The 23,783-nt window shown below is 58.0% G+C and carries 22 protein-coding genes; 7 read left to right on the top strand and 15 right to left on the bottom strand.

Annotated features, from left to right (window positions below):
* Positions 1-92 precede the first annotated feature (92 nt).
* The 9 genes from CPH65_RS04710 to gcvA all read right to left on the bottom strand — a co-directional run bounded on the left by CPH65_RS04710 (position 93) and on the right by gcvA (position 11,876).
* Positions 93-1,733, bottom strand: coding sequence for an ABC transporter ATP-binding protein (locus CPH65_RS04710; protein ID WP_096172355.1), 1,641 nt, complete (start codon positions 1,731-1,733; stop codon positions 93-95).
* Positions 1,730-2,629, bottom strand: coding sequence for an ABC transporter permease (locus CPH65_RS04715; RefSeq protein WP_096172356.1), 900 nt, complete (start codon positions 2,627-2,629; stop codon positions 1,730-1,732). The genes CPH65_RS04710 and CPH65_RS04715 overlap by 4 nt, the downstream gene beginning before the upstream one ends.
* Entirely contained in the window at positions 2,626-3,579 is a 954-nt protein-coding gene (locus CPH65_RS04720; protein WP_096172357.1) for an ABC transporter permease, read from the bottom strand. The genes CPH65_RS04715 and CPH65_RS04720 overlap by 4 nt, the downstream gene beginning before the upstream one ends.
* A 99-nt stretch (positions 3,580-3,678) precedes the next feature.
* The gene (locus CPH65_RS04725; RefSeq protein WP_096172358.1) at positions 3,679-5,166 is read right to left on the bottom strand and encodes an ABC transporter substrate-binding protein; all 1,488 of its coding nucleotides are present in this window, start codon (positions 5,164-5,166) and stop codon (positions 3,679-3,681) included.
* A 76-nt stretch (positions 5,167-5,242) separates the two neighbouring features.
* On the bottom strand, positions 5,243-6,523 hold the full coding sequence (locus CPH65_RS04730; RefSeq protein ID WP_096172359.1) for an acetylornithine deacetylase/succinyl-diaminopimelate desuccinylase family protein: 1,281 nt from the start codon (positions 6,521-6,523) through the stop codon (positions 5,243-5,245).
* 79 nt (positions 6,524-6,602) lie between these two features.
* Entirely contained in the window at positions 6,603-8,270 is a 1,668-nt protein-coding gene (locus tag CPH65_RS04735; RefSeq protein ID WP_096172360.1) for a thiamine pyrophosphate-binding protein, read from the bottom strand.
* Between the two features lie 37 nt (positions 8,271-8,307).
* Positions 8,308-9,591 (bottom strand): CaiB/BaiF CoA-transferase family protein, encoded by a 1,284-nt coding sequence (locus CPH65_RS04740; RefSeq protein ID WP_096172361.1) that lies wholly within the window; start codon positions 9,589-9,591, stop codon positions 8,308-8,310.
* The gene (locus CPH65_RS04745) at positions 9,591-10,778 is read right to left on the bottom strand and encodes an acyl-CoA dehydrogenase (protein ID WP_096176242.1); all 1,188 of its coding nucleotides are present in this window, start codon (positions 10,776-10,778) and stop codon (positions 9,591-9,593) included. Before CPH65_RS04745 ends, CPH65_RS04740 begins: the two co-directional genes overlap by 1 nt.
* Before the next feature lie 174 nt (positions 10,779-10,952).
* Positions 10,953-11,876 carry a transcriptional regulator GcvA gene (gene gcvA, locus CPH65_RS04750; RefSeq protein WP_096172362.1) on the bottom strand — a complete coding sequence of 308 codons (924 nt, stop codon included), beginning with the start codon at positions 11,874-11,876 and terminating at the stop codon, positions 10,953-10,955.
* A gap of 433 nt (positions 11,877-12,309) precedes the next feature.
* Between gcvA and CPH65_RS04755 the strand changes: the two genes are divergently transcribed.
* Entirely contained in the window at positions 12,310-12,804 is a 495-nt protein-coding gene (locus CPH65_RS04755; RefSeq protein WP_096172363.1) for an Rrf2 family transcriptional regulator, read from the top strand.
* Positions 12,805-12,905: 101 nt separating this feature from the next.
* Here CPH65_RS04755 and CPH65_RS04760 read toward each other — a convergent pair whose 3' ends face one another.
* Positions 12,906-13,706: a 3-hydroxybutyrate dehydrogenase gene (locus CPH65_RS04760; RefSeq protein WP_096172364.1), complete on the bottom strand. Its 801-nt coding sequence runs from the start codon at positions 13,704-13,706 to the stop codon at positions 12,906-12,908.
* A gap of 191 nt (positions 13,707-13,897) precedes the next feature.
* Between CPH65_RS04760 and CPH65_RS04765 the strand changes: the two genes are divergently transcribed.
* Positions 13,898-14,419, top strand: a complete 522-nt coding sequence (locus tag CPH65_RS04765) for a Fur family transcriptional regulator (RefSeq protein WP_096172365.1) — start codon at positions 13,898-13,900, stop codon at positions 14,417-14,419.
* A gap of 126 nt (positions 14,420-14,545) precedes the next feature.
* Entirely contained in the window at positions 14,546-15,775 is a 1,230-nt protein-coding gene (gene ispG, locus CPH65_RS04770; protein ID WP_371359433.1) for a flavodoxin-dependent (E)-4-hydroxy-3-methylbut-2-enyl-diphosphate synthase, read from the top strand.
* Between the two features lie 38 nt (positions 15,776-15,813).
* Here the strand turns inward: ispG and CPH65_RS04775 are convergent, their stop codons facing one another.
* The 3 genes from CPH65_RS04775 to CPH65_RS04785 all read right to left on the bottom strand — a co-directional run bounded on the left by CPH65_RS04775 (position 15,814) and on the right by CPH65_RS04785 (position 18,192).
* Positions 15,814-16,749, bottom strand: a complete 936-nt coding sequence (locus tag CPH65_RS04775; protein WP_244574542.1) for a polyprenyl synthetase family protein — start codon at positions 16,747-16,749, stop codon at positions 15,814-15,816.
* A gap of 226 nt (positions 16,750-16,975) precedes the next feature.
* Positions 16,976-17,494: a carboxymuconolactone decarboxylase family protein gene (locus CPH65_RS04780; RefSeq protein WP_096172366.1), complete on the bottom strand. Its 519-nt coding sequence runs from the start codon at positions 17,492-17,494 to the stop codon at positions 16,976-16,978.
* Between the two features lie 149 nt (positions 17,495-17,643).
* Positions 17,644-18,192, bottom strand: a complete 549-nt coding sequence (locus tag CPH65_RS04785) for a peroxiredoxin (protein ID WP_096172367.1) — start codon at positions 18,190-18,192, stop codon at positions 17,644-17,646.
* A gap of 192 nt (positions 18,193-18,384) precedes the next feature.
* Between CPH65_RS04785 and CPH65_RS04790 the strand changes: the two genes are divergently transcribed.
* From CPH65_RS04790 to CPH65_RS04800, 3 genes are all read left to right on the top strand, one after another.
* Entirely contained in the window at positions 18,385-19,293 is a 909-nt protein-coding gene (locus tag CPH65_RS04790; RefSeq protein WP_096172368.1) for a hydrogen peroxide-inducible genes activator, read from the top strand.
* A 270-nt stretch (positions 19,294-19,563) separates the two neighbouring features.
* Positions 19,564-19,743, top strand: coding sequence for a 50S ribosomal protein L32 (rpmF, locus tag CPH65_RS04795; RefSeq protein WP_096172369.1), 180 nt, complete (start codon positions 19,564-19,566; stop codon positions 19,741-19,743).
* Between the two features lie 214 nt (positions 19,744-19,957).
* Positions 19,958-20,377, top strand: coding sequence for a hypothetical protein (locus CPH65_RS04800; RefSeq protein WP_096172370.1), 420 nt, complete (start codon positions 19,958-19,960; stop codon positions 20,375-20,377).
* A 53-nt stretch (positions 20,378-20,430) separates the two neighbouring features.
* Here CPH65_RS04800 and CPH65_RS04805 read toward each other — a convergent pair whose 3' ends face one another.
* A complete protein-coding gene (locus tag CPH65_RS04805; RefSeq protein ID WP_096172371.1) occupies positions 20,431-20,757 on the bottom strand; it encodes a hypothetical protein in 327 nt (108 codons plus the stop codon).
* A 287-nt stretch (positions 20,758-21,044) separates the two neighbouring features.
* Here CPH65_RS04805 and CPH65_RS04810 point away from each other — a divergent pair, with 287 nt between their 5' ends.
* On the top strand, positions 21,045-22,781 hold the full coding sequence (locus CPH65_RS04810) for a bifunctional diguanylate cyclase/phosphodiesterase (protein ID WP_172891453.1): 1,737 nt from the start codon (positions 21,045-21,047) through the stop codon (positions 22,779-22,781).
* Between the two features lie 110 nt (positions 22,782-22,891).
* On the opposite strand, the gene phaR is transcribed toward CPH65_RS04810, so the two are convergent.
* Positions 22,892-23,482 carry a polyhydroxyalkanoate synthesis repressor PhaR gene (phaR, locus tag CPH65_RS04815; protein WP_096172373.1) on the bottom strand — a complete coding sequence of 197 codons (591 nt, stop codon included), beginning with the start codon at positions 23,480-23,482 and terminating at the stop codon, positions 22,892-22,894.
* Positions 23,483-23,783: the final 301 nt, after the last annotated feature.

Here is a 23,783-nt window from a genome sequence, read left to right on the forward strand (position 1 = left end):
GGTGCGCAGAAAGGGGGGGCGCCGCAAAGAGGCGGCCTGTGAACCGTACGGGCTGACGCAATTTGCCAAGATGTCTTCGTTTCGGGCGCTCGCTAGATAGCCTCAGTTCGCCGCCGGGCGATGGTCTCTTCGAGGTTGGGTGCGGCGGCGATCAGGGTGCGGGTGTAGGCTTCTTGCGGGTTGGCAAAGACGGTTTCCGTTCTGCCGCGCTCGATGATCTTGCCGCGATACATGACCATGACCTCGTCGGTGATGGCCCGGACCACCGAGAGATCGTGGCTGATGAAGAGATAGGACAGGTCCAGCTCCTCGCGCAGCTCGGTCAAAAGATCGAGGATCTGGGCGCGGATCGAGACATCAAGGGCCGAAACAGGCTCGTCGGCAATGATGATCTTGGGCCGGGTGATGAGGGCGCGGGCGATGGCAAGGCGCTGGCGCTGGCCGCCGGAGAATTCGTGCGGGAAGCGCTCGGCGTCATCCGGGTCCAGCCCGACCTGCTTCAGGCTCTCGGCGATGCGCCGGTTGCGCTCTTCATTCTCAAGCCCGTGGCGATAAAGATGGAGCGGTTCGGCGACTGAGCGGCCCACCTTGTGGCGCGGATTGAACGAGCCGTTGGGGTCCTGAAAGATGATCTGGATGTCCTTGCGCACATCGAGAAGATCAGCTTTTCCTGCCGCATAGGGATCGTGGTTGCCGACGGTGATCGCGCCTTCCTGCGGGGCTTCTAGTCCCAGCAGCGAGCGGGCGAGGGTGGACTTGCCACAGCCGGATTCCCCGACAAGACCTAGGCTTTGGCCCTTGTGGATCGTCAGATCGACCTGATCGACAGCGCGGAAATGTTGCCGCTCCAGATAGGGGAAGGTGCGGGGCATTGGATAGGTGCGGACCAGAGCGCGGGTTTGCAGGATCGGGCGTTCATGTTCGAGCGCCGGATCGTCGGAGAAGAGCGGCGGCTTGTCTCTGGTCGGGACATGGGTCGAGGCTTCGAACAGGCTGAGGCTATAGGGGTGGCGGAGCTGATCAAAGAGCGCGGGCAGTGGACCTGCCTCGACGATTTCCCCCTCGCGCATGATGGCGATGCTGTCGGCCATGTCGGCGACGACGGCCAGATCGTGGGAGATCAGCATCAGGGCGCAATGGTCTTCGGCCATCAGGTCTTTCAGCAGCGACAGGATTTCGGCCTGACTGGTGACGTCGAGCGCCGTGGTCGGCTCATCGGCAATGATGAGGGCGGGCTTCATGGCAATCGCCATGGCGATGATGACCCGCTGGCGCTGACCGCCGGACAATTGATGCGGGAAGCGATCCGGGCTGATGCTTGCGGGCGACAGGCCGACGCGATCCAGCAAGGCGCGGGCTCGCTCTTCGGCCTGCTTGCGCGTTAGGTTCTCGTGCAGCTGCAGGCTTTCGGCGACCTGCGCTCCGATGGGCTTCAATGGATTGAGCGCGGTCATGGGTTCCTGAAAGACCATGCTCATGATGTTGCCGCGCCGGGCGCAGAGGGCCTGTTCGGGCATTGCAACATGGTCCTCGCCCTTGAGGCGGATGGAGCCGGTGAGCTGGGCCTGCCGCGGCAGAAGGCGCATGATTGACAGGGCCGTAAGGCTCTTGCCCGATCCGGATTCGCCGACAAGGCCGAGGCATTGACCGGCCTCCAACGACAGGCTGACGTTCTTGAGGGTTTCCTTGCCCGCGATCGACAGGCTGACCTTGTCCAGTTCCAGCAGGCTCATGTGATCTTGCTCCCGCCGATGTCGAGGCTGCTGCGGGTCTTGGGATCAAGCATGTCGCGCAGTCCGTCGCCGAGAAGATTGAGCCCGAGGACGGTGAAGATGATGGCAAGGCCGGGAATGATGGCAAGCTGCGGTGCAAGGGCCATCCATGTCTGGGCCTCGGACAGCATCTGGCCCCAGCTCGGCATCGGCGGCTGGGTGCCAAGGCCGACATAGGAAAGGCCTGCTTCAGCCAGAATGCCGAGGGAGAACTGGATCGTGCCCTGCACGATGAGCAGATTGGCGATGTTGGGCAGGATATGCTCAAAGGTGATATGAGCCGAGCCCTTGCCGGAGAGGCGGGCGGCGAGGATGAATTCCCGCGTCCAGAGGCTGAGGGCTGCGCCACGTGACAGGCGGGCAAAGACCGGAATGTTGAAGATGCCGATGGCGATGATGGCATTGATTGCGCCGGGGCCTGCGATGGCCGTGATCATGATGGCCGAGATGATGGCCGGGAAGGCAAAGATGAAATCGCCGGTGCGCATCAGAGCCTCATCCAGCCAGCCGCCTTTTGCTGCCGCCCATGTGCCGATGGGGACGCCAAGGCCCATGCCGATGCCAACGGCAACCAGAGCAACGGCGATGGAATTGCGCGCGCCCAGCATAATCATGGAGAAGAGGTCATGGCCGAAGTGATCTGTTCCGAGCCAATAGGTCGTGCTGATGGGTTTGAGGCGCTCGGCTATATTGACCGACAGGGCGTCATGGGGCGTCCAGACAAAGGACAAAAGGGCGATTGTCACGAAAAACAGCGTGATCAGACTGCCAATGACAAAGGATGGCGATCTCAGACCGCGCCGGAAGAAGCCGTGTTGGCGATCAGGCGAGGGGGCAAAAAGCCGGGGCTTGTTCATGCTGTCCTCCCCTTGCGCAGGCGCGGATCAATCAGCGCGTAGGTCAGATCGACAAGGAAGTTGACCGTGATAACCGAGGCGACAAGCAGGATGATGATCGCCTTGACGGTGATCAGATCGCGCTGGTTGATCGCCTGAAAGACCAGACGTCCAAGGCCGGGCAGCGAGAAGACATTTTCGATGATGACGGTGCCAGCCAGCAGGAAGGAGAACTGCAGGCCCATGATGGTGACAACCGGAATGAGGGCGTTGCGCAGGCCGTGATGGCGCAGGGTTCCGGTGAAGCTCAGGCCCTTGGCGCGGGCGGTGCGCATATAATCCTCATGCAGCACTTCGAGCATGGAAGAGCGCATGATCCGTGCAAGGATCGAGGCTTGCGGCAGGGCCAGCGCGATGGCGGGCAGTGTGAGCGCCTTCAGCGCGGGCCAAAAGCCTTCCTGCCAGCCGGGGAAGCCACCGGAGGGGAACCAGTGTAGCGTGACCGCAAAGGTCATGATCAGCAGCAGCGCAAACCAGAAATTGGGAATGGCGATGCCAAGCTGGGTGGCGCCGATGAGGCTGACGTCCGGCCAACGACCGTGATTGCCCGCAGCGATGATGCCGAGGGGTAGAGCGATGATTGTGGACAGGACCAGAGCCATCAGAGCGAGCGGCAGGGAGATGACCAGCCGCTCACCGATCAGCTCGGTTACGGGCACGGAATAGGTATAGCTGACGCCGAAATCGCCGTGGAACATGCCCCAGATCCAATGACCGTAGCGCTCCACGAGGGGCAGATTGAGGCCCATCTGCTCACGCAAGGTCGCGAGGGTGTCTTCCTGTGCATTGATGCCGAGAATCAGCTCGGCCGGATCGCCGGGCAGGATTTCCATCACTGCAAAGACAAACAGGGAGGCTGCAATCAGTGTCAGGCACAGGGAAGCCAGACGGCGAAGCGTATAAACGACCATGAAGTGACTGTCCGCCGGAACGGTTCGGCAAAGGGATCATGTTAAAAAGGCATGGCGACGGGTGCCATGCCTTTGAGTCTTTTAGCGTGAATGGGACATTTAGTCCATCCACTCGACCTTAGTCAGATCGTTTGCCTGCACGGGTGCATTCTCCCAAAGACCCTTGATCTTCTTGTTCCAGACGCCGGTTTTGGCGAGTTGGAAGAGGAAGCCATTGACCGCATCATCATTGAGTTTGCGCTGTGCCTTTTGCAACAGTTCGGTGCGTTTGGCTTCGTCCGTGGTGGCATTGAGCTCGGCAATGATCGCGTTGAACTCATCATTGTTGTAATTGAAGTAATAGTCATCGCGAGCGTAGATGCCGATGTCCATGGGTTCGGTGTGCGAGACGATGGTCAGGTCATAATCCTTACCCTTGAAGACCTGTTTCAGCCACTGGCCCCATTCGACATTGATGATCTCCAGATCGATGCCGACTTTCTTGAGGTCAGAAGCGATGATCAGACCGGAGCGGCGGGCATAGTCGGTCGGTGGCAGGTGCAGGCGGGCCTTGAAGCCATTTTCCAGACCAGCTTCCTTGAGCAGCGCCTTGGCCTTGTCGAGGTCATAGTCATAGACCTTGGACAGATCCACATAGGCGGGATTGTGGGGCGCGAAGTGCGAGCCGATCAGGGTGCCGTAGCCGAACATGGCGCCGTCAATGATCGCCTGACGGTCGATGGCATGGGCCATGGCCTTGCGCACGCGGACATCATCAAAAGGCTTTTGCGCGTTGTTGGTTGCGAGCACCGTCTCACCTTCCGTGGTGCCGACGACCACATCAAAGCGCGGATCGGCTTCGAGCTGGGGCAGCATTTCCGGGGCCGAGAAGATCGGGAAGGCATCCACATCGCCTGCCATCAGCGAGGCAACTTGCGCGGAGGCGTCCGGCACGACCTTGAAGGTGGCCTTGTCCAGCTTGACCGAATCGCCCCAATAGTCGGGATTCTTCTCAAGAAGAATGGAATCGCCTTTGACCCATTTCGTTACCTTGAAGGGGCCGGTGCCGACCGGTTCGGTCTTGTTGCTCTCGGCGCTTTCTGGCGCAACCATGACGGCATCGCCCCATGCGAGATTGAACAGGAGATTGCCGGTCGGGCGTTTGAGTTTGATCTCGACGGTTAGGGGATCCTTGGCGGTAACCGTCTCGATCGGCTCGAACAGGGCTTTCTGGGCGTTGACAGAATCCTCGCCGCGAGCGCGATCAAGCGAGAAGACCACATCATCGGCATCAAACGTCGTGCCATCATGGAACTTGACGCCGTCATGAAGCTTGAAGCTGTAGGTCAGGCCATCGCCGGAAATGGTCCAGCTTTCGGCAAGGGCCGGAACAACGGAGCCATCGCCGATGATGCGCGTGAGGCCTTCGAAGACATTGGTGTAGACCACCTCGTCAATCGCCGCTGCGGCTCCGGCCGTGGGGTCAAGATGTGGTGGTTCCAGGCGCACGCCGATGACAATATCATTGCGAGCTGCCATCGCGCTGGACGCCAGAAAGCCGGTTGCTATAGCGAGCGCGACGCTCCATTTCAATGCTGTCTTGATCATAATGGTTCTCCCCGATCTGCGGTAATTGCAGTGTTTCTTTTCATTAAACGGCGTTCTGTGCTGTTTGGGGTTCGTTTTAAGAATTTTGATGCTTTGTATTGCTTAAAAGTCCGTGGATGGCAAGGGCCATTATCTTGGCGGAATCGAGCATGTCCCGGATGCCGACATATTCGTCGGGCTGATGGGCAAGGTCCAGTATACCCGGACCATAAGCGATGCAATCTTTCAACTTGCCAATTCGGTCAATATGCTTTTGGTCATAGGTTCCGGGCGAAATGACATAGTCCGGCTCCCGCCCCAGAATGGTGCCCATCGCCTGTTTGACGGCCTTGACCACAGGCTGCTCGCGGTCGGTCATGGTGGGCATGACTTCGAACAGGTCGCGGATGTCATAGGAGAAAGACTGGCGCTTGTCCTTCAAGGCGTCAAGCAGATCCGTGACTTCGCGTTTGACGTGGGTGAGGTCCTCCTCGATCAGAAACCGGCGGTCAATCACCATGCGGCAACTGTCGGGCACGCAAGGGGAGGGCAGGCCGGAATAATCCTCGCTCTGGCCGCCGTGTAGTGAGTTGATATTCAGCGTTGACTGCTTGGCCTCTTCGGGAACCACCGGCATGTCGGTGCGCTTTTGCTGTAGGGCGGGGAAGAGCTGCTGCTCGAAGCTTTCGAGCACAGCCCCCATGTGACGCACAGCGCAGTCGCCGAGGAACGGCATCGAGCCGTGGGCAATGGCCCCGTGGGTCTCGATCTCGGCCCACCAGACGCCGCGATGACCAAGGCAGATGCGGTCCTTGTTGAGCGGTTCGGGGATGATGACGTGATCGACCCGCTCGGGGGTGAAGTATCCTTGCTCGGCGAGATAGGCGACACCGCCATAGCCGCCGGACTCTTCATCGCAAGTGGCGGAGATTTCGATGGCGCCGCAAAAATCCGGGTAGCAGGCGATGAAGCTCTCTGCTGCAATGATCGACGCGGCAAGGCCGCCTTTCATGTCGCAGGCCCCGCGTCCATAGACCTTGCCATCTTCAACGACACCGTCAAAGGGTGGTTTGGTCCAGCCCTTGCCGACCTCGACCACATCGATGTGGGAGTTGAAATGCACGCAGGGGCCGGGTGCGCGGCCTTCCTTGCGGGCGATCAGATTGACGCGTGGGTAGCGATCACTGTCCCCGGGAGTGCCGGTGGCCCGGACATAGTTGATGTCAAAGCCCGCACGTTGCAGACGGTCTCCAACATAGCGGGCGCAGGGCTCATAGGCTTCGCCGGGCGGATTGATGGTTGGAAACCGAATAAGGTCGCGGGTCAGGGCGATCAGCTCGTCCTGCCTTGTTTCGATATGATCGGCCAGTTTCGTCACGGCACAGCCTTCCAATCAAACAGTCATTCCGGTCCAGAATGGGCCTTGAGACGCGATCTGTCGAGAGGAATGAGGGCAATCAGCCGCCAGACCTGAGATCGGATATGGTTCTGACAGGCGTGATGGCGTCGGGATCGGTGATGATTTCGATGAGTGCCGGGCCGTCATGGGCCAGCATGCGGGCAAAGGCATCGGGGAAGTCTTCGGTCTTTGTCACCGTTTCGGCATGACCACCCATGGCGCGGGCCATGGCCGCGAAATCCGGATTTATGAGGTTCGTGCCAGAGACTCGAGTGGGATAGGTGCGCTCCTGATGCATGCGGATGGTGCCGTAAGACGAATTATTCACGAGAATCACCTTGATGGATGCGCCTTCCTGCGCGGCGGTGGCAAATTCCTGACAGGTCATCTGGAAGCAACCATCACCGGCAAAGCAGATCACGGTGCGGTCTGGTGCGGCAATCGCGGCGGCAACAGCGGCGGGCAGGCCATAGCCCATGGAGCCGGATGTCGCTGCCAGCTGGCTGCGCCAGCCGCCGTAGGTGAGGAACCGGTGGACCCATATCGCATAGTTGCCAGCACCGTTGGTGTAGATGGTGTCCTGAGGTGTTTGGGCCTCGATATGCTTCATCACGTCGGCCATTTGAACCGCGCCGGGGCTCTTGCGTGCCGGAACTGCAAAGAAGGCCTCATAATCCTCATGCAGCCCGCTGACCCAGCCGGCTGTCTGCTCGGAGCGCACCGTGCCAAGGGAGGCTAGAGCGATGGCGGCTGTCTCATGACGGGCGGCAATGGCAAGAGTGGGATCAAAGACGCGGCCAAGCTCCTCGGGGTCGGCATGAATATGGATGAGCGTCTGGCTTGGTACCGGACTATCAATCAGCGTGTAGCTCGATGTTGTGCAGTCGCCAAGGCGGGCGCCAAGGACCAGCAACAGATCACTCTGCCTGATTTTCTCTGCCAGTGCCGGATTGATGCCAAGGCCGACATGGCCTGCATGATTGGGGTGATGGTTGGGAAAATAATCTTGACAGCGGAAGGAGGTGCCGACCGGCAGGGCATTGGCTTCAGCGAAGGACACCACTGCATCTCGCGCCGCTTGTGACCAGCCGCCACCGCCGATGATCATCAAGGGACGCTCGGCTGCGGCTAGCAGCGTGCCGATCTCTTCAAGGGCTGCGGGTGAGGGGGCGCTGTCTGCCGGTTTGGCCTTTGCGGGCAACCGGGCCGGTTTGGCCACTTCGTCTCGGAGCATGTCTTCGGGCAGAGCCAGAACGACCGGACCGGGGCGACCGGACAGGGCCGTGTGGTAGGCGCGGGCGATGAACTCGGGCACGCGGGCGGCATCGTCGATCTGGGCAACCCATTTGGCCATCTGGCCGAACATGCGGCGGTAATCGATTTCCTGAAAGGCCTCGCGTTCGAGCTGGTCGCGGGCGACCTGTCCGATGAAGAGGATCATCGGGGTAGAATCCTGAAACGCCACGTGAACGCCGGAGCTGGCGTTGGTTGCGCCGGGACCGCGCGTGACCATGCACAGGCCCACCTCGCCGGTGAGTTTGGCGTGGGCGTCGGCCATCATGGAGGCTCCGCCTTCCTGTCGCGCGTTGACGAACCTTAATGATGGCGCGTCGCACAGTGCGTCAAGAACGGCGAGATAGCTCTCACCCGGAACGCCGAAAATATTGGTCGCGCCTTGTTGCTCAAGGCTCTGGACCAGTAGCTTTGCCCCTGTCGTCCGGCTCATTTGTTTCTCCTCCCCATTGTTTTTCAGCCCGTTCTTGTCACGAGCCTTCCTTGCCCACGACACCGCCTGCGATCAGCCTTTCTATATCGTCTTCGCTCAATCCCAGCTCTCCTGCAAGGATGGCGTGGCTGTGTTCGCCCAGTTGTGGTGGTGCGGTTGTGTATGTCGCTGGTGTTGCACTCATGCGGATCGGGCTGGCAACGCTTGGAACGCGCGTTCCATCGGACCGTTCTAGAGCGATGTGCATGCCGCGATGGATGACCTGTGGTTCGGCAAAGACCTGATCGATGGAATTGATCGGGCCGCAGGGAATCCCCGCTTGGTTGAGACGGGTGAGCCAGTCTTTTGCCGGATGATCCACGGTAACCGCCGCGATCTTGGCAGCGAGGGCCTCTCGATGCTTGACGCGGGCTCGGTTGGTTGCAAAGCGTTCGTCCGCCACGAGGGCCTCCAGCCCGGCAAGTGAGCAGAAGCGGGCGAACTGGGCATCGTTGCCGATGGCAATGATAAAATGGCCGTCCGACGACGGAAAGGCCGAATAGGGCATCAGGTTGGGATGGCTGTTGCCCATCTGGGTCGGGGCCCTGCCGCTGACGAGATAGTTCGTTGCCTGATTGGCGAGCGCTGCGACCTGCACGTCGAGCAGCGCCAAGTCGATATATTGCCCTTCACCGGTCTGTTGGCGATGGGCGAGCGCGGCAAGAATGCCGATGGTGGCATAAAGGCCGGTCATGATGTCAACGAGGGCCACGCCGACCTTGACCGGACCGCCGCCGGGCGTTCCCTCCGGCTGGCCGGTGACGCTCATCAGGCCGCCCATGGCCTGTATCATGAAATCATACCCCGCCTTCATGGCGTCCGGGCCTGTCTGGCCAAAGCCTGTGATCGAACAATAGACAAGATCTGGCTTGATCGCCTTCAGGCTTTCATAGTCGAGGCCATATTTGGCAAGGCCCCCGACCTTGAAATTCTCCAGCACCACGTCGGCCTCGGCAACAAGCCGGTGGATGAGCGCCTGACCTTCACTCGACGTGATATCGATGGCCAGTGAGCGCTTGTTGCGGTTGGCGCAGGCAAAATAGGCCGCGTCCGAGCCTTCTCTTCCATTGGGGCCATCCAGATAGGGCGGACCCCAGCCGCGCGTGTCGTCACCTGTTTCCGGACGTTCTATTTTGATCACATCCGCGCCCAGATCCCCCAGAATCTGGCTGGCCCATGGACCGGCCAGAATACGGGAGAGATCGAGCACGCGCATATGGGAGAGCGCGCCTTTTGAGGCGGTGTTGGTCTCCCCGTTCGTCTCGCTTGCGCGGTCTGACATCAGAAAAAGGCCTGCAGACCGGTCTGCGCCCGCCCAAGGATCAGCGCATGAATGTCATGGGTGCCCTCGTAGGTGTTGACGGTCTCCAGATTGACCATGTGGCGAATGACATGGAATTCATCCGAAATGCCGTTGCCGCCGTGCATGTCGCGCGCAAGGCGGGCGATGTTGAGGGCTTTGCCGCAGTTGTTGCGTTTGATGAGCGAGACATTCTCGACCGGGCATGTGCCTTCATCCATCATGTGAGCGACGCGCAAGGTTGCCTGCAATCCGAGGGTGATGTCGGTCATCATGTCGGCGAGCTTTAGCTGGATGAGCTGGGTCTGGGCCAGCGGGCGTCCGAATTGCTTGCGGTCCAGCGTATATTGACGGGCGGCATGCCAGCAGAATTCCGCGGCACCCAGAACGCCCCAGGCGATGCCGTAGCGGGCCTTGTTAAGGCAGCCGAACGGACCGGCGAGACCCTGCACATCGGGCAGCAGGTTGGCGTCGGGAACGAAGGCATTGTCGAGCACGATTTCGCCGGTGATGGAGCCCCTCAGGCTCATCTTGCCGTCGATCTTGGGGGCGGAATAGCCCTTGGTGTCCGCATCAACGATGAAGCCCTTGATCTTGCCGTCATGGGCGTCGGACTTGGCCCAGACGATGGCAACATCGGCGATGGGGGAGTTGGTGATCCACATTTTCGAGCCGGTCAGCGAGAAGCCGCCGTCCACCTTGCGGGCGCGGGTCGCCATGGAGGCCGGATCCGAGCCGTGGTCCGGTTCGGTGAGGCCGAAACAGCCGATCAACTCGCCGGTGGCCAGCTTGGGCAGGTATTTCTTTTTTTGCTCGTCGGTGCCGTAGGCAAAGATGGGATGCATGACGAGGGAGGACTGCACGGACATCGCCGAGCGATAGCCCGAATCAACGCGTTCGATCTCGCGGGCGATGAGGCCATAGGCGACATGGTTGACGCCTGCGCCGCCGAATTCCTCCGGGATCGTCGGGCCGAGAAATCCCAACTCGCCCATTTCCTTCATGATGGCAACGTCAAAACTTTCGTTACGGTTGGCTTCCAGCACGCGGGGCATCAGGCGGTCGTCGCAATAAGCGCGCGCCGCATCCTCGATCATGCGTTCTTCTTCGGTCAATTGCTGGCTGAACAGGAAGGGGTCGTCCCAAGTGAAGGTTGGTTTGGCGCACATATGCCGGGTTCCTCGATTTTTCTGCAACGGGCCCATGGATGACCCTTTTCATTTTTGTTCATCCTAGACGTGTGCTGCCGTTGTGAAAAGCGAGGAAAATTCAGGTCACCATGAGAATTGGTAATGGCTATCGTGATTTGGTGGGGGAATTTTGCAGATCGCCATGAAGAGCGGTTATGCCATGGCGGCCTTGTTCTGCTCTTTCTTGGTGATCTGGGCCTCTCGCATGACCCATGTTCGGAAGGTCTGAAGATTGGGATTGGCGCGTTTGGCCTGAGGATAGGCAAAATAGTAATCGCCACTGGAGCGCACGAACCGATCATGCAGCGGCACCAGATTACCGGCGAGGATTTCGTCCTCCACCAGGAAGCGCGGCAACAGAGCGATACCCATTTTTGATGCAGCCGCCCGGATCACCATGTGAAAATGTTCAAAGCGCGGGCCGGCGTGGGGGCTTGGATGCTCGAATTCGGTTTCTCTTAGCCAGTGGATCCAGAAGTTTGGACGCGAGCTGGCCTGAAGCAGAGGATACTTCAGCAACAGGGCCTGAAGGCCAATGGCGTCCTTCTCCGTCAACAGGTCAGGATGTCCGAGCGGAACGATATATTCTGGCATCAGGACATCGGTAAGCGCGCCCGCCCAGCTGCCCTCGCCAAAATGAAAGGCCGCGTCGATTTCCTTGTCGGCAAATTCAAACGGCTCAATCTTGGTGATGAGGTGAATGAGAACTTCGGGATGAGCGGTGGTGAATTTGGTCAGGCGCGGTACGAGCCAGCGCGCGCCAAGGGTGGGCAGGCAGGCGATGGTCAATTCGCCGCCCTGTCCGCGGTAGGCCAGAAGCTCAAGGGTTGCCGTTTCGATATCCTGCAGCTTGCTGCGGATTTTCTGGGCATAGACGCCGCCCGCTTCGGTGAGGACAAGCCCCGCTCCGGTTCGCTCGAACAGGCGCAGGCCAAGCTGTTCCTCCATCGTGCGCATCTGGCGCGAAATGGCGCTTTGGGTCACACCCAACTCGTTGGCCGCTTTGGTGAAGCTGAGGTGTCTTGCTGCTGCTTCGAAAGCGCGCAGAGCTGAGAGGGAAGGCAAATAGTTCAACATGGATGTGCGGTTTTGTTATGGGTTGCGGGGTGGTTCAAATATTGGCTTTTCTCTAAAGATGCACGATAGGCTCCGGTAATAAAACAAAAAAAGAGCGTGCTTGGCCTTTTAAGGGCCGTTTTTTGGTGAAATGCCCGATGCCGAATGGTCATGATCGACATTCTGTCACATTGCTCTTTGTTGATGTTGGCAATTGCTCCAGACTTCATCCTAGGCTCAGTAGCGAGAATCTGACGCCGAACCTCTGGAATGGGACGAGACAAAATCGGGCGGGCTTTCCTTGCCAAACCTGTCACGGCTGTCCCCCGAATTGCGATATTTGCGCAACCCGACAATTAGCGGGATTGATGCAAGGGTTGAAAAGCAGTAAAACCATGCTCAAATATATTCATGAAGATTACGGGCAAGAATTCTACAGACAGGTGGTGCAATCATGAGACTGACTCAGCAGGCAAACTATTCGGTGCGCATATTGATGTATTGTGCTGCCAAAAAGGGTCAATTCGCCAAAGTCAGCGAAATTGCGCGAGTCTATGATATTTCCGAATATCACCTCTTCAAGATTCTGCCGATCCTTGTATCAAACGGCTTCATCACCACGCACCGGGGTCGCAATGGTGGTTTGCAGCTGGCAAAAGAGCCTGCGGACATCACCCTTGGTCAGATCATTCGGGCGGCGGAAGAGAATTTCCATCTTGCCGATTGTTTCGATGAGGGCAGCTATGATTGTCCACTGTTGTCGATGTGCGACTTCAATCAGGCACTGAATGACGCCCTCGAAGCCTTCCTTCAGGCGCTTGACAAATACACGCTGGCTGACCTCACGTCTCGTGAGGGAGATATCCGCAATCTGCTCAATATCGGGGACAAGGGCACCAATACCATTTCATCCGATAAAGAGACGACCAGCAACGCTTCCGTGAGTTGATCTGGCTGGGGCCATCGATTGTTGGTTCGCTTGGATGATGCTCGTGATGCAGGATGCGGGCGCAATTGCCCGGTGTGTATTGCTGATGTCTGGAGAGCTTTTTATTTCGCTGTCCAGCCGCCATCCATGGAGATGGTCGACCCGGTGATTGCTGACGCACTGTCACCGGACAGGTAGAGTGCGAGATCTGCGACCTGTTCTATGGTGGCGAACTCCTTGGTCGGCTGGGCGAGCAGCAACACGTCGCGCTTGACCTCTTCTTCGGTCATGTTGCGGGCGGCCATTGTGTCGGGGATCTGGGCTTCCACAAGGGGTGTCCAGACATAACCCGGTGCGATGGCGTTGACCGTGATGCCCTGTTCGGCGACTTCGAGCGCGACGGTCTTTGTGAGGCCTGCGACCCCGTGCTTGGCGGCCACATAGGCAGACTTGTAAGGCGATGCGACCAGCGAATGGGCCGAGGAAATGTTGATGATCCGGCCCCAGCCCTTCTTCTTCATGCCGGGCAGAGCGGCGCGGATGGTGTGGAAGTTGGAGCTGAGATTGATGGCGAGGATGGCGTCCCATTTCTCGATCGGGAAGTCTTCGATCGGGCTGACATGTTGAATGCCGGCATTGTTGACAAGGATGTCGATGGTGCCGAATTCTGCCTCCGCCTCTGCGACCATTTGGGCGATTTCCTGCGGGTTGAGCATGTTGGCCGGACTGTAGCGGGCGATGGTGCCATGGTCCTGTTCGATGGCGCCGCGAAGGGATTCAATCTCATCGGCGTCGCCAAGGCCATTGAGCACGACATTGGCACCCTCGGCGGCAAAGGCGCGGGCTACACCGAGGCCGATGCCGCTGGTCGAGCCGGTCACGAGAACCGTGCGTCCCTGATGAAGTTTGTTGGCAGATGCCACTTCTCTCTCCTCTGGTTGTCCGCGCCTGATTGTTCGCGCAATGACAATGATGGTCGTGATCGCTTGTTTTTGACTTTGTTGCAAAGCAGCATAATTGCCGCATGGCCCTTGGCAAGCCCCAAAGGATATGCTTAGTCCGAAAGTGGGGTGGCTAAGGGTTTTGACCTCACCGGCGATGGAAGGGTGGATTGATGTTTGAACTGGAAGCACATGATCACAGCCACTGTATCGACCATGTCCTGTCGGCAGCCGAGGCGATCTGTCAGGAGCGTGGAGTTCGTTTGACGGATCAGCGCAAGGCTGTGCTCGAGGTGCTGGCCTCCAGCCATGTGCCGTCGAGCGCCTATGACATTCTGGATCGCATCAATCGCATTCGAGAGGACAGGGGTGAGGCTGCGTTGGCCCCGGTTGCGATTTATCGGGTGCTGGACTTTCTGATGCAAAACGGAATCATCCACCGCATCGAGAGCCGCAATGCCTATGTTGCCTGTTCCCATCAGTCCAGCGAACATGGCGATGTTACGATCTTCCTGTTGTGTGACAAGTGTGGCCGGGCGGGCGAGTTCCAGAGCGACAGCCTCAGTGGCCTGATCGAGACCATCGCAGCCAAGGTGCAGTTTCAGGCCAATGCTCCTGTGCTCGAGATTCGCGGCACCTGTGCCGAATGTCGCGAAGGCGTGGTTGAGCTTGGTGATGCGCTCCCGACTTCGTGACCGGTGATCCGGTGCAGGATCAGGCTGGCAACTTGCACCTGACGTGCGCATTTGCCATATAGACGGTAAAAATGGGAGAGCGCGTGTGTCTCATGACGCGCCCATCCAAAGGGAAAGAGACTTGACATGGACATGTTGACCGCACCTTTGCCACGCCGCATCACCAAGGCGGTGAAAGTGGGATCCGTCACAGTCGGTGGCGGTGCGCCTATCGTGGTGCAATCCATGACCAACACGGATACGGCAGACATCGACAGCACTGTGGCCCAGGTCGCGGCGCTGCACAAGGCCGGCTCGGAGCTGGTGCGCATCACGGTTGACCGGGATGAAGCCGCCAAGGCGGTTCCGAAGATCAAGGACCGCCTTTTGCGCCTTGGTGTCGATGTGCCGATTGTCGGGGACTTCCACTATATCGGCCACAAGCTTCTGGGCGACAATCCCGCCTGTGCCGAGGCGCTCGACAAATACCGCATCAATCCGGGCAATGTCGGCTTCAAGGATCGTCGGGACAAACAATTCTCGACGCTCATCGAATTGGCCATGCAGTATGACAAACCGGTGCGGATCGGGGTCAACTGGGGCTCGCTTGATGAGGACCTTTTGACCCGGTTGATGGACGAGAATTCGGCCAGTGAAAAGCCGCTTGCCGCACAACAGGTGATGCATGAAGCGATCATCCAGTCCGCGCTTCTGTCTGCAGCCCGGGCCGAGGAACTGGGACTTGGTGCTGACAAGATCATCCTGTCAGCCAAGGTGTCCGCGGTTCAGGATCTCATTGCAGTAAATACAGAGCTTGCGCGCCGCTCTGACTATGCCTTGCATCTGGGCCTGACCGAGGCGGGTATGGGCACCAAGGGTATTGTTGCCTCTTCGGCGGCGATGGGCATGGTGTTGCAGCAGGGCATCGGGGATACCATTCGCGTTTCGCTGACGCCAGAACCGGGCGGGGATCGAACCCGCGAGGTTCAGGTGGCGCAGGAGCTGCTGCAGAGCATGGGCTTCCGTTCCTTTATTCCCATTGTTGCGGCCTGTCCGGGCTGCGGCAGAACCACCTCGACGGTGTTTCAGGAGTTGGCGCAGGACATTCAGAACGACATTCGCACCAATATGCCGGTGTGGCGCGAGAAATATCCCGGCGTCGAGGCGCTCAACGTCGCGGTGATGGGCTGCATCGTCAATGGGCCGGGCGAATCCAAACACGCCAACATCGGCATTTCGCTGCCCGGTACGGGTGAAACGCCAGCCGCTCCGGTCTTCATTGACGGGCAGAAGGCAGCCACCCTGCGCGGCGAGAATATTGCCAAGGAGTTTCACACCATGGTGCTCGACTATATCGAGAAACGCTTCGGGGCCTGATGCTTGGCCCCGCGCCTGCCGCTCAAGCCGGGCGCGCTCTAGTGGGTGCGGTCAGCGATGAAGCGGGCGGTGCTGATGAGCACCTCAGCCTTCTTGCCGAACGGCGAAAGCAGCGTTTCGGCCTCATTGATCAGTCCCTTCAGTTTCTTGCGGGTTTCGTCAACGCCATAAAGACTGACAAGCGTCGCCTTTTCTGACGTCAGGTCCTTGCCTGCGGTTTTGCCCAGCTGTTCCGAGGTGGCTGTGACATCGAGCAGGTCATCGGCAAGCTGAAAGGCAAGGCCGATGATGGTGCCAAACCGTGTGACGATGGCGCGCTCTTTGCTCCCCGCGCTGGCGAGCATGGCGCCTGCTTCACAGGCGTAGCGCAACAGGGCCCCGGTCTTCATGGCCTGAAGACGCAGGATTTCCTCTTCGGTTCTTGTTCTGTGTTCGGCCTCAATATCAAGAACCTGTCCCCCGACCATGCCGCCGATGCCTGCATTTTTTGCAAGGCCCAGAACCAGCTCGGCCCGCACTGCCGGATCCCGATGGACATCGTCCTTGGCGAGAATTTCAAAAGCCAGCGTCAACAGGCCATCACCGGCAAGGATTGCCATGGCCTCACCGTAGGCCACGTGCACTGTCGGTTTGCCGCGCCTCAGAGCGTCGTCATCCATTGCCGGCAGGTCATCATGGATGAGGCTGTAGCAATGAACGCATTCAAGCGCACAGGCTGCGTTGAGGACGCCGGGCGCGTCATGGCCCAGCATGCGCGCGGTCTCGATCATCAGGAAGGGGCGGATGCGTTTGCCGCCATTCAACGCGCCGTGGCGCATGGCTGCAACAATGGTTGCCGGAGCCTCATCCTCGCCTTGCGCTGGATGCTCGGGGAGATAGGCACGCAATGCGTCTTCGATCATCTCGGCGCTTTGCGCGAGTTGTGTCTTGAAACGGTCTGTTGCCGTGGTGGTGTCTGAAGCGCTGTTGGTCATCATCCTGGCCGCTGGTTCGGGTCGAGCGGTTGCTTGACGGGTTAGGGAGGCGATGCCTTTTTTTCATCAAGGCGTCAAGCAAAAACGCCCGAATCACAAGCAAAGGGTGGTCATGTCAGGATTGCTGCACTGTTGAGGATCGTAATAAAGGCTTGTCCCGAGACGCAAAAAAAGGGCACCGCATATCCTGCGGTGCCCTTTGATGTCATGTCTGCCGGTGCTGCCCTTACAGGGATTCGATTGCAATGGCGGCGGACTGGATGATGGCGGCAAAGCGGATTGCGGTCTGGATCTGGTCAGTGGTCAAGCCCGCTTCGCGCAGGATGCCCTCATGGGAATCGATGCACATGCCGCAGCCGTTCATGGCCGAAACGGCAAGGCTCCAGAGCTCGAAATCGACCTTGTCGACGCCGGGGCGTCCGATGAAATTCATGCGCAGTTTGGCGGGCATGGAGCCGTAGTCGTTGTTGGATGCCAGATGCACGAAGCGGTAGTAGATGTTGTTCATGCCCATCAGCGTGGCCGCGCCCTTGGCAGCGGCAAGGGCCTCGGCGGAGAGCTTGCCATCTGCTTCGGCCAGGAAGGCCTCACGCACGGTGCTGTTGCGGCTGGCAATGGCACAGGCGACCATCAGGCCATATTTCTGCTGGTCGGTCAGGGCTTCGTCGGAGGCGATGTTGGAGAGGTTGAGTTTCACATCCTTGGCATAGTCCGGCATCTGGGACTTGAGGCTGTCAATGGTCATGCTGGTGCGTCCTTGAAAGAGAGGAATTAAGACATAAGGATCCCCTTGCCGCGCCCGGATGGTCGCAAGGGCTGGGGATTGTCGGAATTGTCGGATGGGCAATGGTGAGAAGGGCGTTATGCGCCCTCCTCAAGAGCATTTGGGGACGATTAGCCCAGCGTGGAGCCGCCAACTTCGCGGTTGCAGGGGCAGAGTTCGTCGGTCTGCAGGGCGTCGAGAACGCGCAAGGTGTCTTTGGGGTTACGGCCAACGTTGAGGTTGGTTGCATAGACGTGCTGGATGGTGTTGTCCGGATCGACAACATAGGTGTAGCGATAGGCAACACCGTCCGGGTGGCGCACGCCAAGGCCGTCAACCAGCGAGCCGTTGGTGTCGGCAAACATCCAGATTGGCAGTTTGTCGAGATCCGGATGATCGCGGCGCCATGCCAGCTTGCAGAATTCGTTGTCGGTGGAGCCGCCCATGACCACAGCATCGCGATCTTCGAATTCATCCTTGAGGCGAGCAAATTCGGCAATTTCGGTCGGGCAGACGAAGGTGAAGTCTTTGGGGTAGAAGAAGATGACCTTCCATTTGCCTTCGAAGCTTTTCTCGTTGACTGCTTCAAATGCATCTTCTCCGTTTTCGACGATTTCGTTGAAGCCGGGTTTTACGCCAGTGACGGAAAATTCTGGGAGTTTATCGCCAATACCAAGCATGTCTTTTCTCCATTCGCTTCGGGCAAGGTGGGAGGACTTGCCCGAGTTTAGAATTATTCAAAATCTGATGTTTTGTTCAACCATATTTAGAGTGATCAATCAAACCTCAAATTTCGAATATCCCAATCGATTTTTTCGATTGGCTCGTGTAGAGTAACATTCACAATCAATTCCCTTCAAAATGGCAATCAAATGACGGTTCGACCCACTTTGAGACAGTTGCAATATCTTTGTGCACTGGCTGAAAAGAAATCCTTTCGCGGCGCGGCGGAGGCCTGCCTTGTGTCCCAGTCTACGCTCAGTGCCGGGATCCAGCAGTTGGAGACGTTGTTGCTGGTCCGACTTGTTGATCGGGAGAGCGAGACCTTTCGACTGACGCGGATTGGCGAGGAGATTCTGGAGCGCGGGCAAGGGCTGCTGCGCGATGCTGATGATCTGGTGGCGCTGGCTCAGCAGCAACAAGACCCCCTGTCGGGGGAGTTTCGGCTCGGGGTCATTCCCTCGATTGGTGCGTTTCTCCTGCCGCGTGCCTTGCCCGAGTTGCGCAACATGCATCGCGATCTCAAGCTCTATCTGTATGAGACACTGACCCGGCACTTGCTGGATGATGTGCGTGCGGGGCGGATCGATGCGGCGGTGATCGCCCTGCCGTATCAGATCGACGGGTTTGGAATGCAGTCCCTCGGCGCCGATCAGTTCCATGTTGCGTTGCCGTATCATCACCCGCTTGCCAGCAAGGCGGCGATATCGGCGCTCGATTTGCGCTCGGAGCCTCTGATCCTGCTTGATGATGGTCATTGCATCCGCGATCACATCCTCACCAGTCTCAAGCGTGCGGATCTCATGCCCGGCGAAGACCGGCGCGAGCAGATCGTGGCAACGAGCCTGATGACCGTTGTGCAGATGGTGGCCAATGGTTTGGGGGTGACGCTGTTGCCCGAAATTGCGTTGAGGACCGGCCTGGTGGATGGCCTGGACATCATTGTTCGCCCGCTGGATGAGCGCAACAAGGAGCGGGAACTCGCCATGATCTGGCGGCGCAAGTCGGCAATGGAAGACAATGCTCGCCTGTTGTCCGAGCATCTGGCAAAATTCGTCTGAAGACCTGACCAGCCTTTCTTCAAGGTAAATTCCCACCGAATTTGCCCGCCGAGGGCGATTCCGCCTTTGATTTTTGTTGTAAAAAGCGCTATCTGTGCCGGGACGTGCTCGCTTTACCCAAAGAATCTCGAAAAAGCAGTCTTTTTTCTAAGATTGCTCTGGTCAAGAGCTTTGGGGTTCTGTATAAGGCGCGCAATCTCTTACATTAGAGTTCGATCCGCAACGGGGGTCACCCCCGAAAGCTGGACTATTGACGACGGAGTTTTGACCATGGCTGTGCCAAAAAGTAAAGTGACCCGCATGAAGCGTGGCTTTCGCCGCTCTGCGGACGCACTGAAACAGTCGGTCTATGTCGAAGACAAGGATTCTGGCGAGCTGCGCCGTCCTCATCATATCGACCTGAAGACCGGCATGTATCGTGGTCGTCAAGTTCTGGAAATCAAAGAGTAATCCTCTTTAGATCCTTGACGATAAAAGTTAAAAAAGGTCGGAGTGATCCGGCCTTTTTTTGTGCCTGCTGTTTGCTCGCTTCCTTAAGGACCTGTTTGGCATGCCTTGAGCAGGACAGCGTTCGCAGCAGAGCATGAGGAGGGGTTGCTTTCCCGTCACCTTTTGCTGTTATGTTTGGTGGCCGTTCATCGTCAGACACGTTTCGGAGTTTTTCATGCTCTTCAATATTCCGCTGCTTATTGCGCCGCTGTTTGTTTACAACGCCTTCGCATTTGGCCTGATGGGAGCGCGGGTGGGTGATCCCTGGAGCGCGCCGATCTTTACCGTTCAGATGCTGTCGGATGCGCGCTGGACGTTGACGCTGGGCGATCTGATGATTATCGCGGCGCTGATCTTGCTGTTTGTGGAAATCTTGAAGGCCACCCGCACGGGGATGGGGTCTATCGTCGATCACATCCTCTCGACCTTGCTCTTCGTGGCGTATCTGATCGAGTTTCTGCTGGTGCGCGAGACCGCGACGTCGGTCTTTTTCATTCTGATGGTGATTTCGCTGATCGATGTGATCGCGGGCTATTCGGTCACCATTCGCGGGGCGCGTCGGGACATGACGTTTGGCCCCGGTCCGCAAGGCTGATTGATTTTATCGGAGCGCTTCGGGCTGTGACCGACAGCGCTCCACACTTTTTCCTAGATGATGGCTTGCAGGCGGGGTGCCGCGGAAACGGCGCCCGGGCGGCGGCGTGTCTGAGCGTAGGCGCGGACCGCGTCGCGCGGGCCGTTTGTGGTCGGGCGGCGGAAGCTGCGATAGCCAGCACTTGCAAGAATCTGTGCCTGAATGTGCGAGTCTGCCCCTGGCCTGATGGGCGCGGCGACAGGGTCGGGCTGGTGCACGTCCTGAGCTGATTTGGGGGCTTGTGCACCGTGCGCGGTCCCAGAATGAGTCAGCAGCGGAGTGTGATTGGGATGTCGGTCAGCAGCGGTGTGCAAAGCTGGGGCAATTTTCAAAGCGGACATTCCAGTGCCTTCCTGACCTGTTTCATTTCGAAACAGTTGTTGGTGAAATCTTGGTGTTTCACTGGAATGGCAGCAAGAAGCGGGCCAGTCGTTAAGACTTTGTTAAGACATTGGTTAACAGGCTTGTTGGCACTCTCCCCCTGATATTGGGGAAAAATTAACCTTGATTGCGTCTAATGGGGGAATCAAACCGGCGCTCTTTTATGCAGTGCGTCTGCACGCCAAGACTGCCGTTGGCGTTTTGTAGGTTACCTGCCGCGGGGGGATGTGACCGGACAGAATGGCTGATGGCGAAAAAGGATAACAAGGATCTTGCAGATCCGGTTCCAGGCAGGAAGATGGCTGAAAAAGCACGAGACATCCTGACATCGATTGGAGAAGTCATCTACGAATGGCATTCCGGCGGCGATCGCTTGCGCTGGAGCAGCAATGCCTATGAGGTGTTGCAGTGTGATGTCATCGGCAATCTGGGGACCGGGCAAGCCTTTGCCAATCACGTTACGCCCGATACGATCGGCGCGCGCTATCGGTCCATTTTCGGATCTGGCCGCAGCGACGATGGCAAGGGAGTTCCGTTCGAATGCATCTATTGCCTTGCCCCACAGGGATTTGAATCTGAGACCCGTTTGTGGGTTGAGGAGAGCGGCCGCTGGTTTGCTGGTCGCGATGGCCGCGCTGATCACGTGCATGGCATCATGCGTGTGGTCAATGAACGTCAGCATCGTGAGCAACGATTGCGTTTCCTGTCTCAGTTTGACGAATTGACCGGCCTCTATAACCGTTCAGTTTTCTGCGATCAGTTAAGTCAGGCTCTGGAGCGGCGCGAGGCGTCGGGAACCCAGGCCTGTTATCTTGTGGCCCATATCGACAATTTCCGCGTGGTCAATGAGGCTTACGGATTTGACATTGCCGATCAGGTGATCAAGGAAGTCGCGCGGCGGGTGTCGCGCCGACTGCGTGATGGCGATCTGGTGGGGCGGATGTCGGGCACCAAGTTCGGTCTCTTGATCAACAATTGCGACGAAAAGCAAATGGAGGCGACGGCCGAGCGCTTTCTGGAAGCTGCGCGCGAAGAGCTGATCCAGACCGATGCCGGGCCGGTGCATGTCACCCTGACCATGGGCGGGGTGTATCTGGGGCCAGAGATCAAGGACCTGCGCACTGCGGAAGTCTGTGCGCTGGATGCGCTGGATCGGGCGAAACAGCATAGTCGGGGGTCCTTCCGCTCTTTCAATAGCGTGCCCTTTGCGCTCAGTGAGCGGAAAAAGATGATCCGCATGTCTGACGAGGTCATTTCTGCGCTCAACGAACGGCGGATCGAGCTTGCCTTTCAGCCGATCGTGCGCAGTGGCAGCCACGAGGTTGCCTTTCATGAAGTGCTCATGCGCGTGGATGACAGCGACGGCAATCCGATTGATGCGGCAACCTTTGTTGATTTTGCCGAACAACTCGGGCTGGCGACAATGCTGGATCATCGCATTCTTGAAATTACGCTGGATGTCCTTTTCAGCTACCCGGATGCGCGCCTGAGCATCAATGTGTCACCCGATGTCGGCATGGACAAGGAGTGGTACAGTTATCTTGAAGCCCGGGTTGGCAACTATCCCGAGGTTGCCCAGCGCCTGATTGTGGAGATCACGGAAAAAGCCGCGATCCGCAACATGGATGTGGCCGAGAAATTCGTCAGGGATCTGCGCAGTCTTGGTGCGAAGATCGCGATCGATGACTTTGGTGCGGGCTATACGTCCTTCCGCAATCTGCAGGCACTGGAGTTTGATCTGGTGAAAATCGATGGCAGTTTTGTCGTCGACATCGACACCAACAGCCAGAACCGTGCCTTCGTGCGGATGTTTGCCGATCTTGCCAAGGAGCTGGGGATCGATGTGGTGGCTGAGTGGGTGGAGAATGAGAAAATTGTCAGCCTGCTCGCAGACATGAACATCGAATATCTGCAGGGCTTCCATTTCGGGCGGGCGAGCAAGGAAAAACCTTGGGATGCCGCGGACGAACAGGTGGTTGGCTGAGATCAGGCCCACCCCGGTCCTTGTTTGTTGCAGCATAAAAATAAGACGGGTACATGCCCGTCTTGTTTCCCTTCGTCATCAATCATTCCGTCGCCCGGACTGACTGAGCGCTATTTGCTTCCAGCGCTCTTGTCGGCAAGTTCAGTGATCTTCTTTTGCATTTCTGCGATCTGGTCCTTGAGACTATCGAGCTCGTTTGCCGCTGGTGCCGGGGCTTCGGGTTCCTTGGCGGGCTGGGCGCTGGTGCCGGTCTGGGAGAAGGGCATGAACATCTTCATGGCATTCTCGAACATCTCCGAATTGCGCCGAACCTGTTCTTCCATGGCTTCAAAGGCTGAATTGCCGAAGGATTCCGTGAGCTTCTTGCGCAGGTTATCCTGATCATTGGTCAGGTTCTGCATGGAGAATTCCAGATAACTTGGCACGAGCGTCTGCATGGAATCGCCGTAGAAGCGAATGAGCTGTCTCAGAAACGCGATCGGGAGCAGATTCTGCCCCTTGTTCTCATGCTCGAAAATGATCTGCGTGAGGACGGATCGGGTAATGTCCTCGCCGCTTTTCGCATCATAAACTACAAAGTCGTCCTCTGCCTTGACCATCTCGGACAGGTCTTCAAGCGTGACATAACTGCTTGTGCCCGTGTTGTAGAGCCTCCGGTTGGCGTATTTTTTGATGACCGTCTGGTCCGACTTTTTCGACATTATGCGATTGCCTCACGATTGTGACAGAGTGGCGTATCTCCGCGTCACGCCTCCATAAGAGCCATAGCTTAAATTGTCTATGCTGCATTGCCAAGAGGAAGCTGCAACTCTTCGCAGGTGCGTAAGATGCATACTCTTGCACTGCAGCATAAATGTCTGGATCGGCCTCCGTCTTTGTGAGTAGATCCATGGCTTAATTGACATTTAACTGCTTTATAACCGATTTTCGTGGGACAAAAGGTAAAAAGCCGTATCCTCGCATGGCGCAGCTACCGATAGAATATGTTGCGACTGCGAAATA

This window comes from Cohaesibacter sp. ES.047 (genome assembly GCF_900215505.1).
In the GTDB taxonomy this organism is placed as follows: domain Bacteria; phylum Pseudomonadota; class Alphaproteobacteria; order Rhizobiales; family Cohaesibacteraceae; genus Cohaesibacter.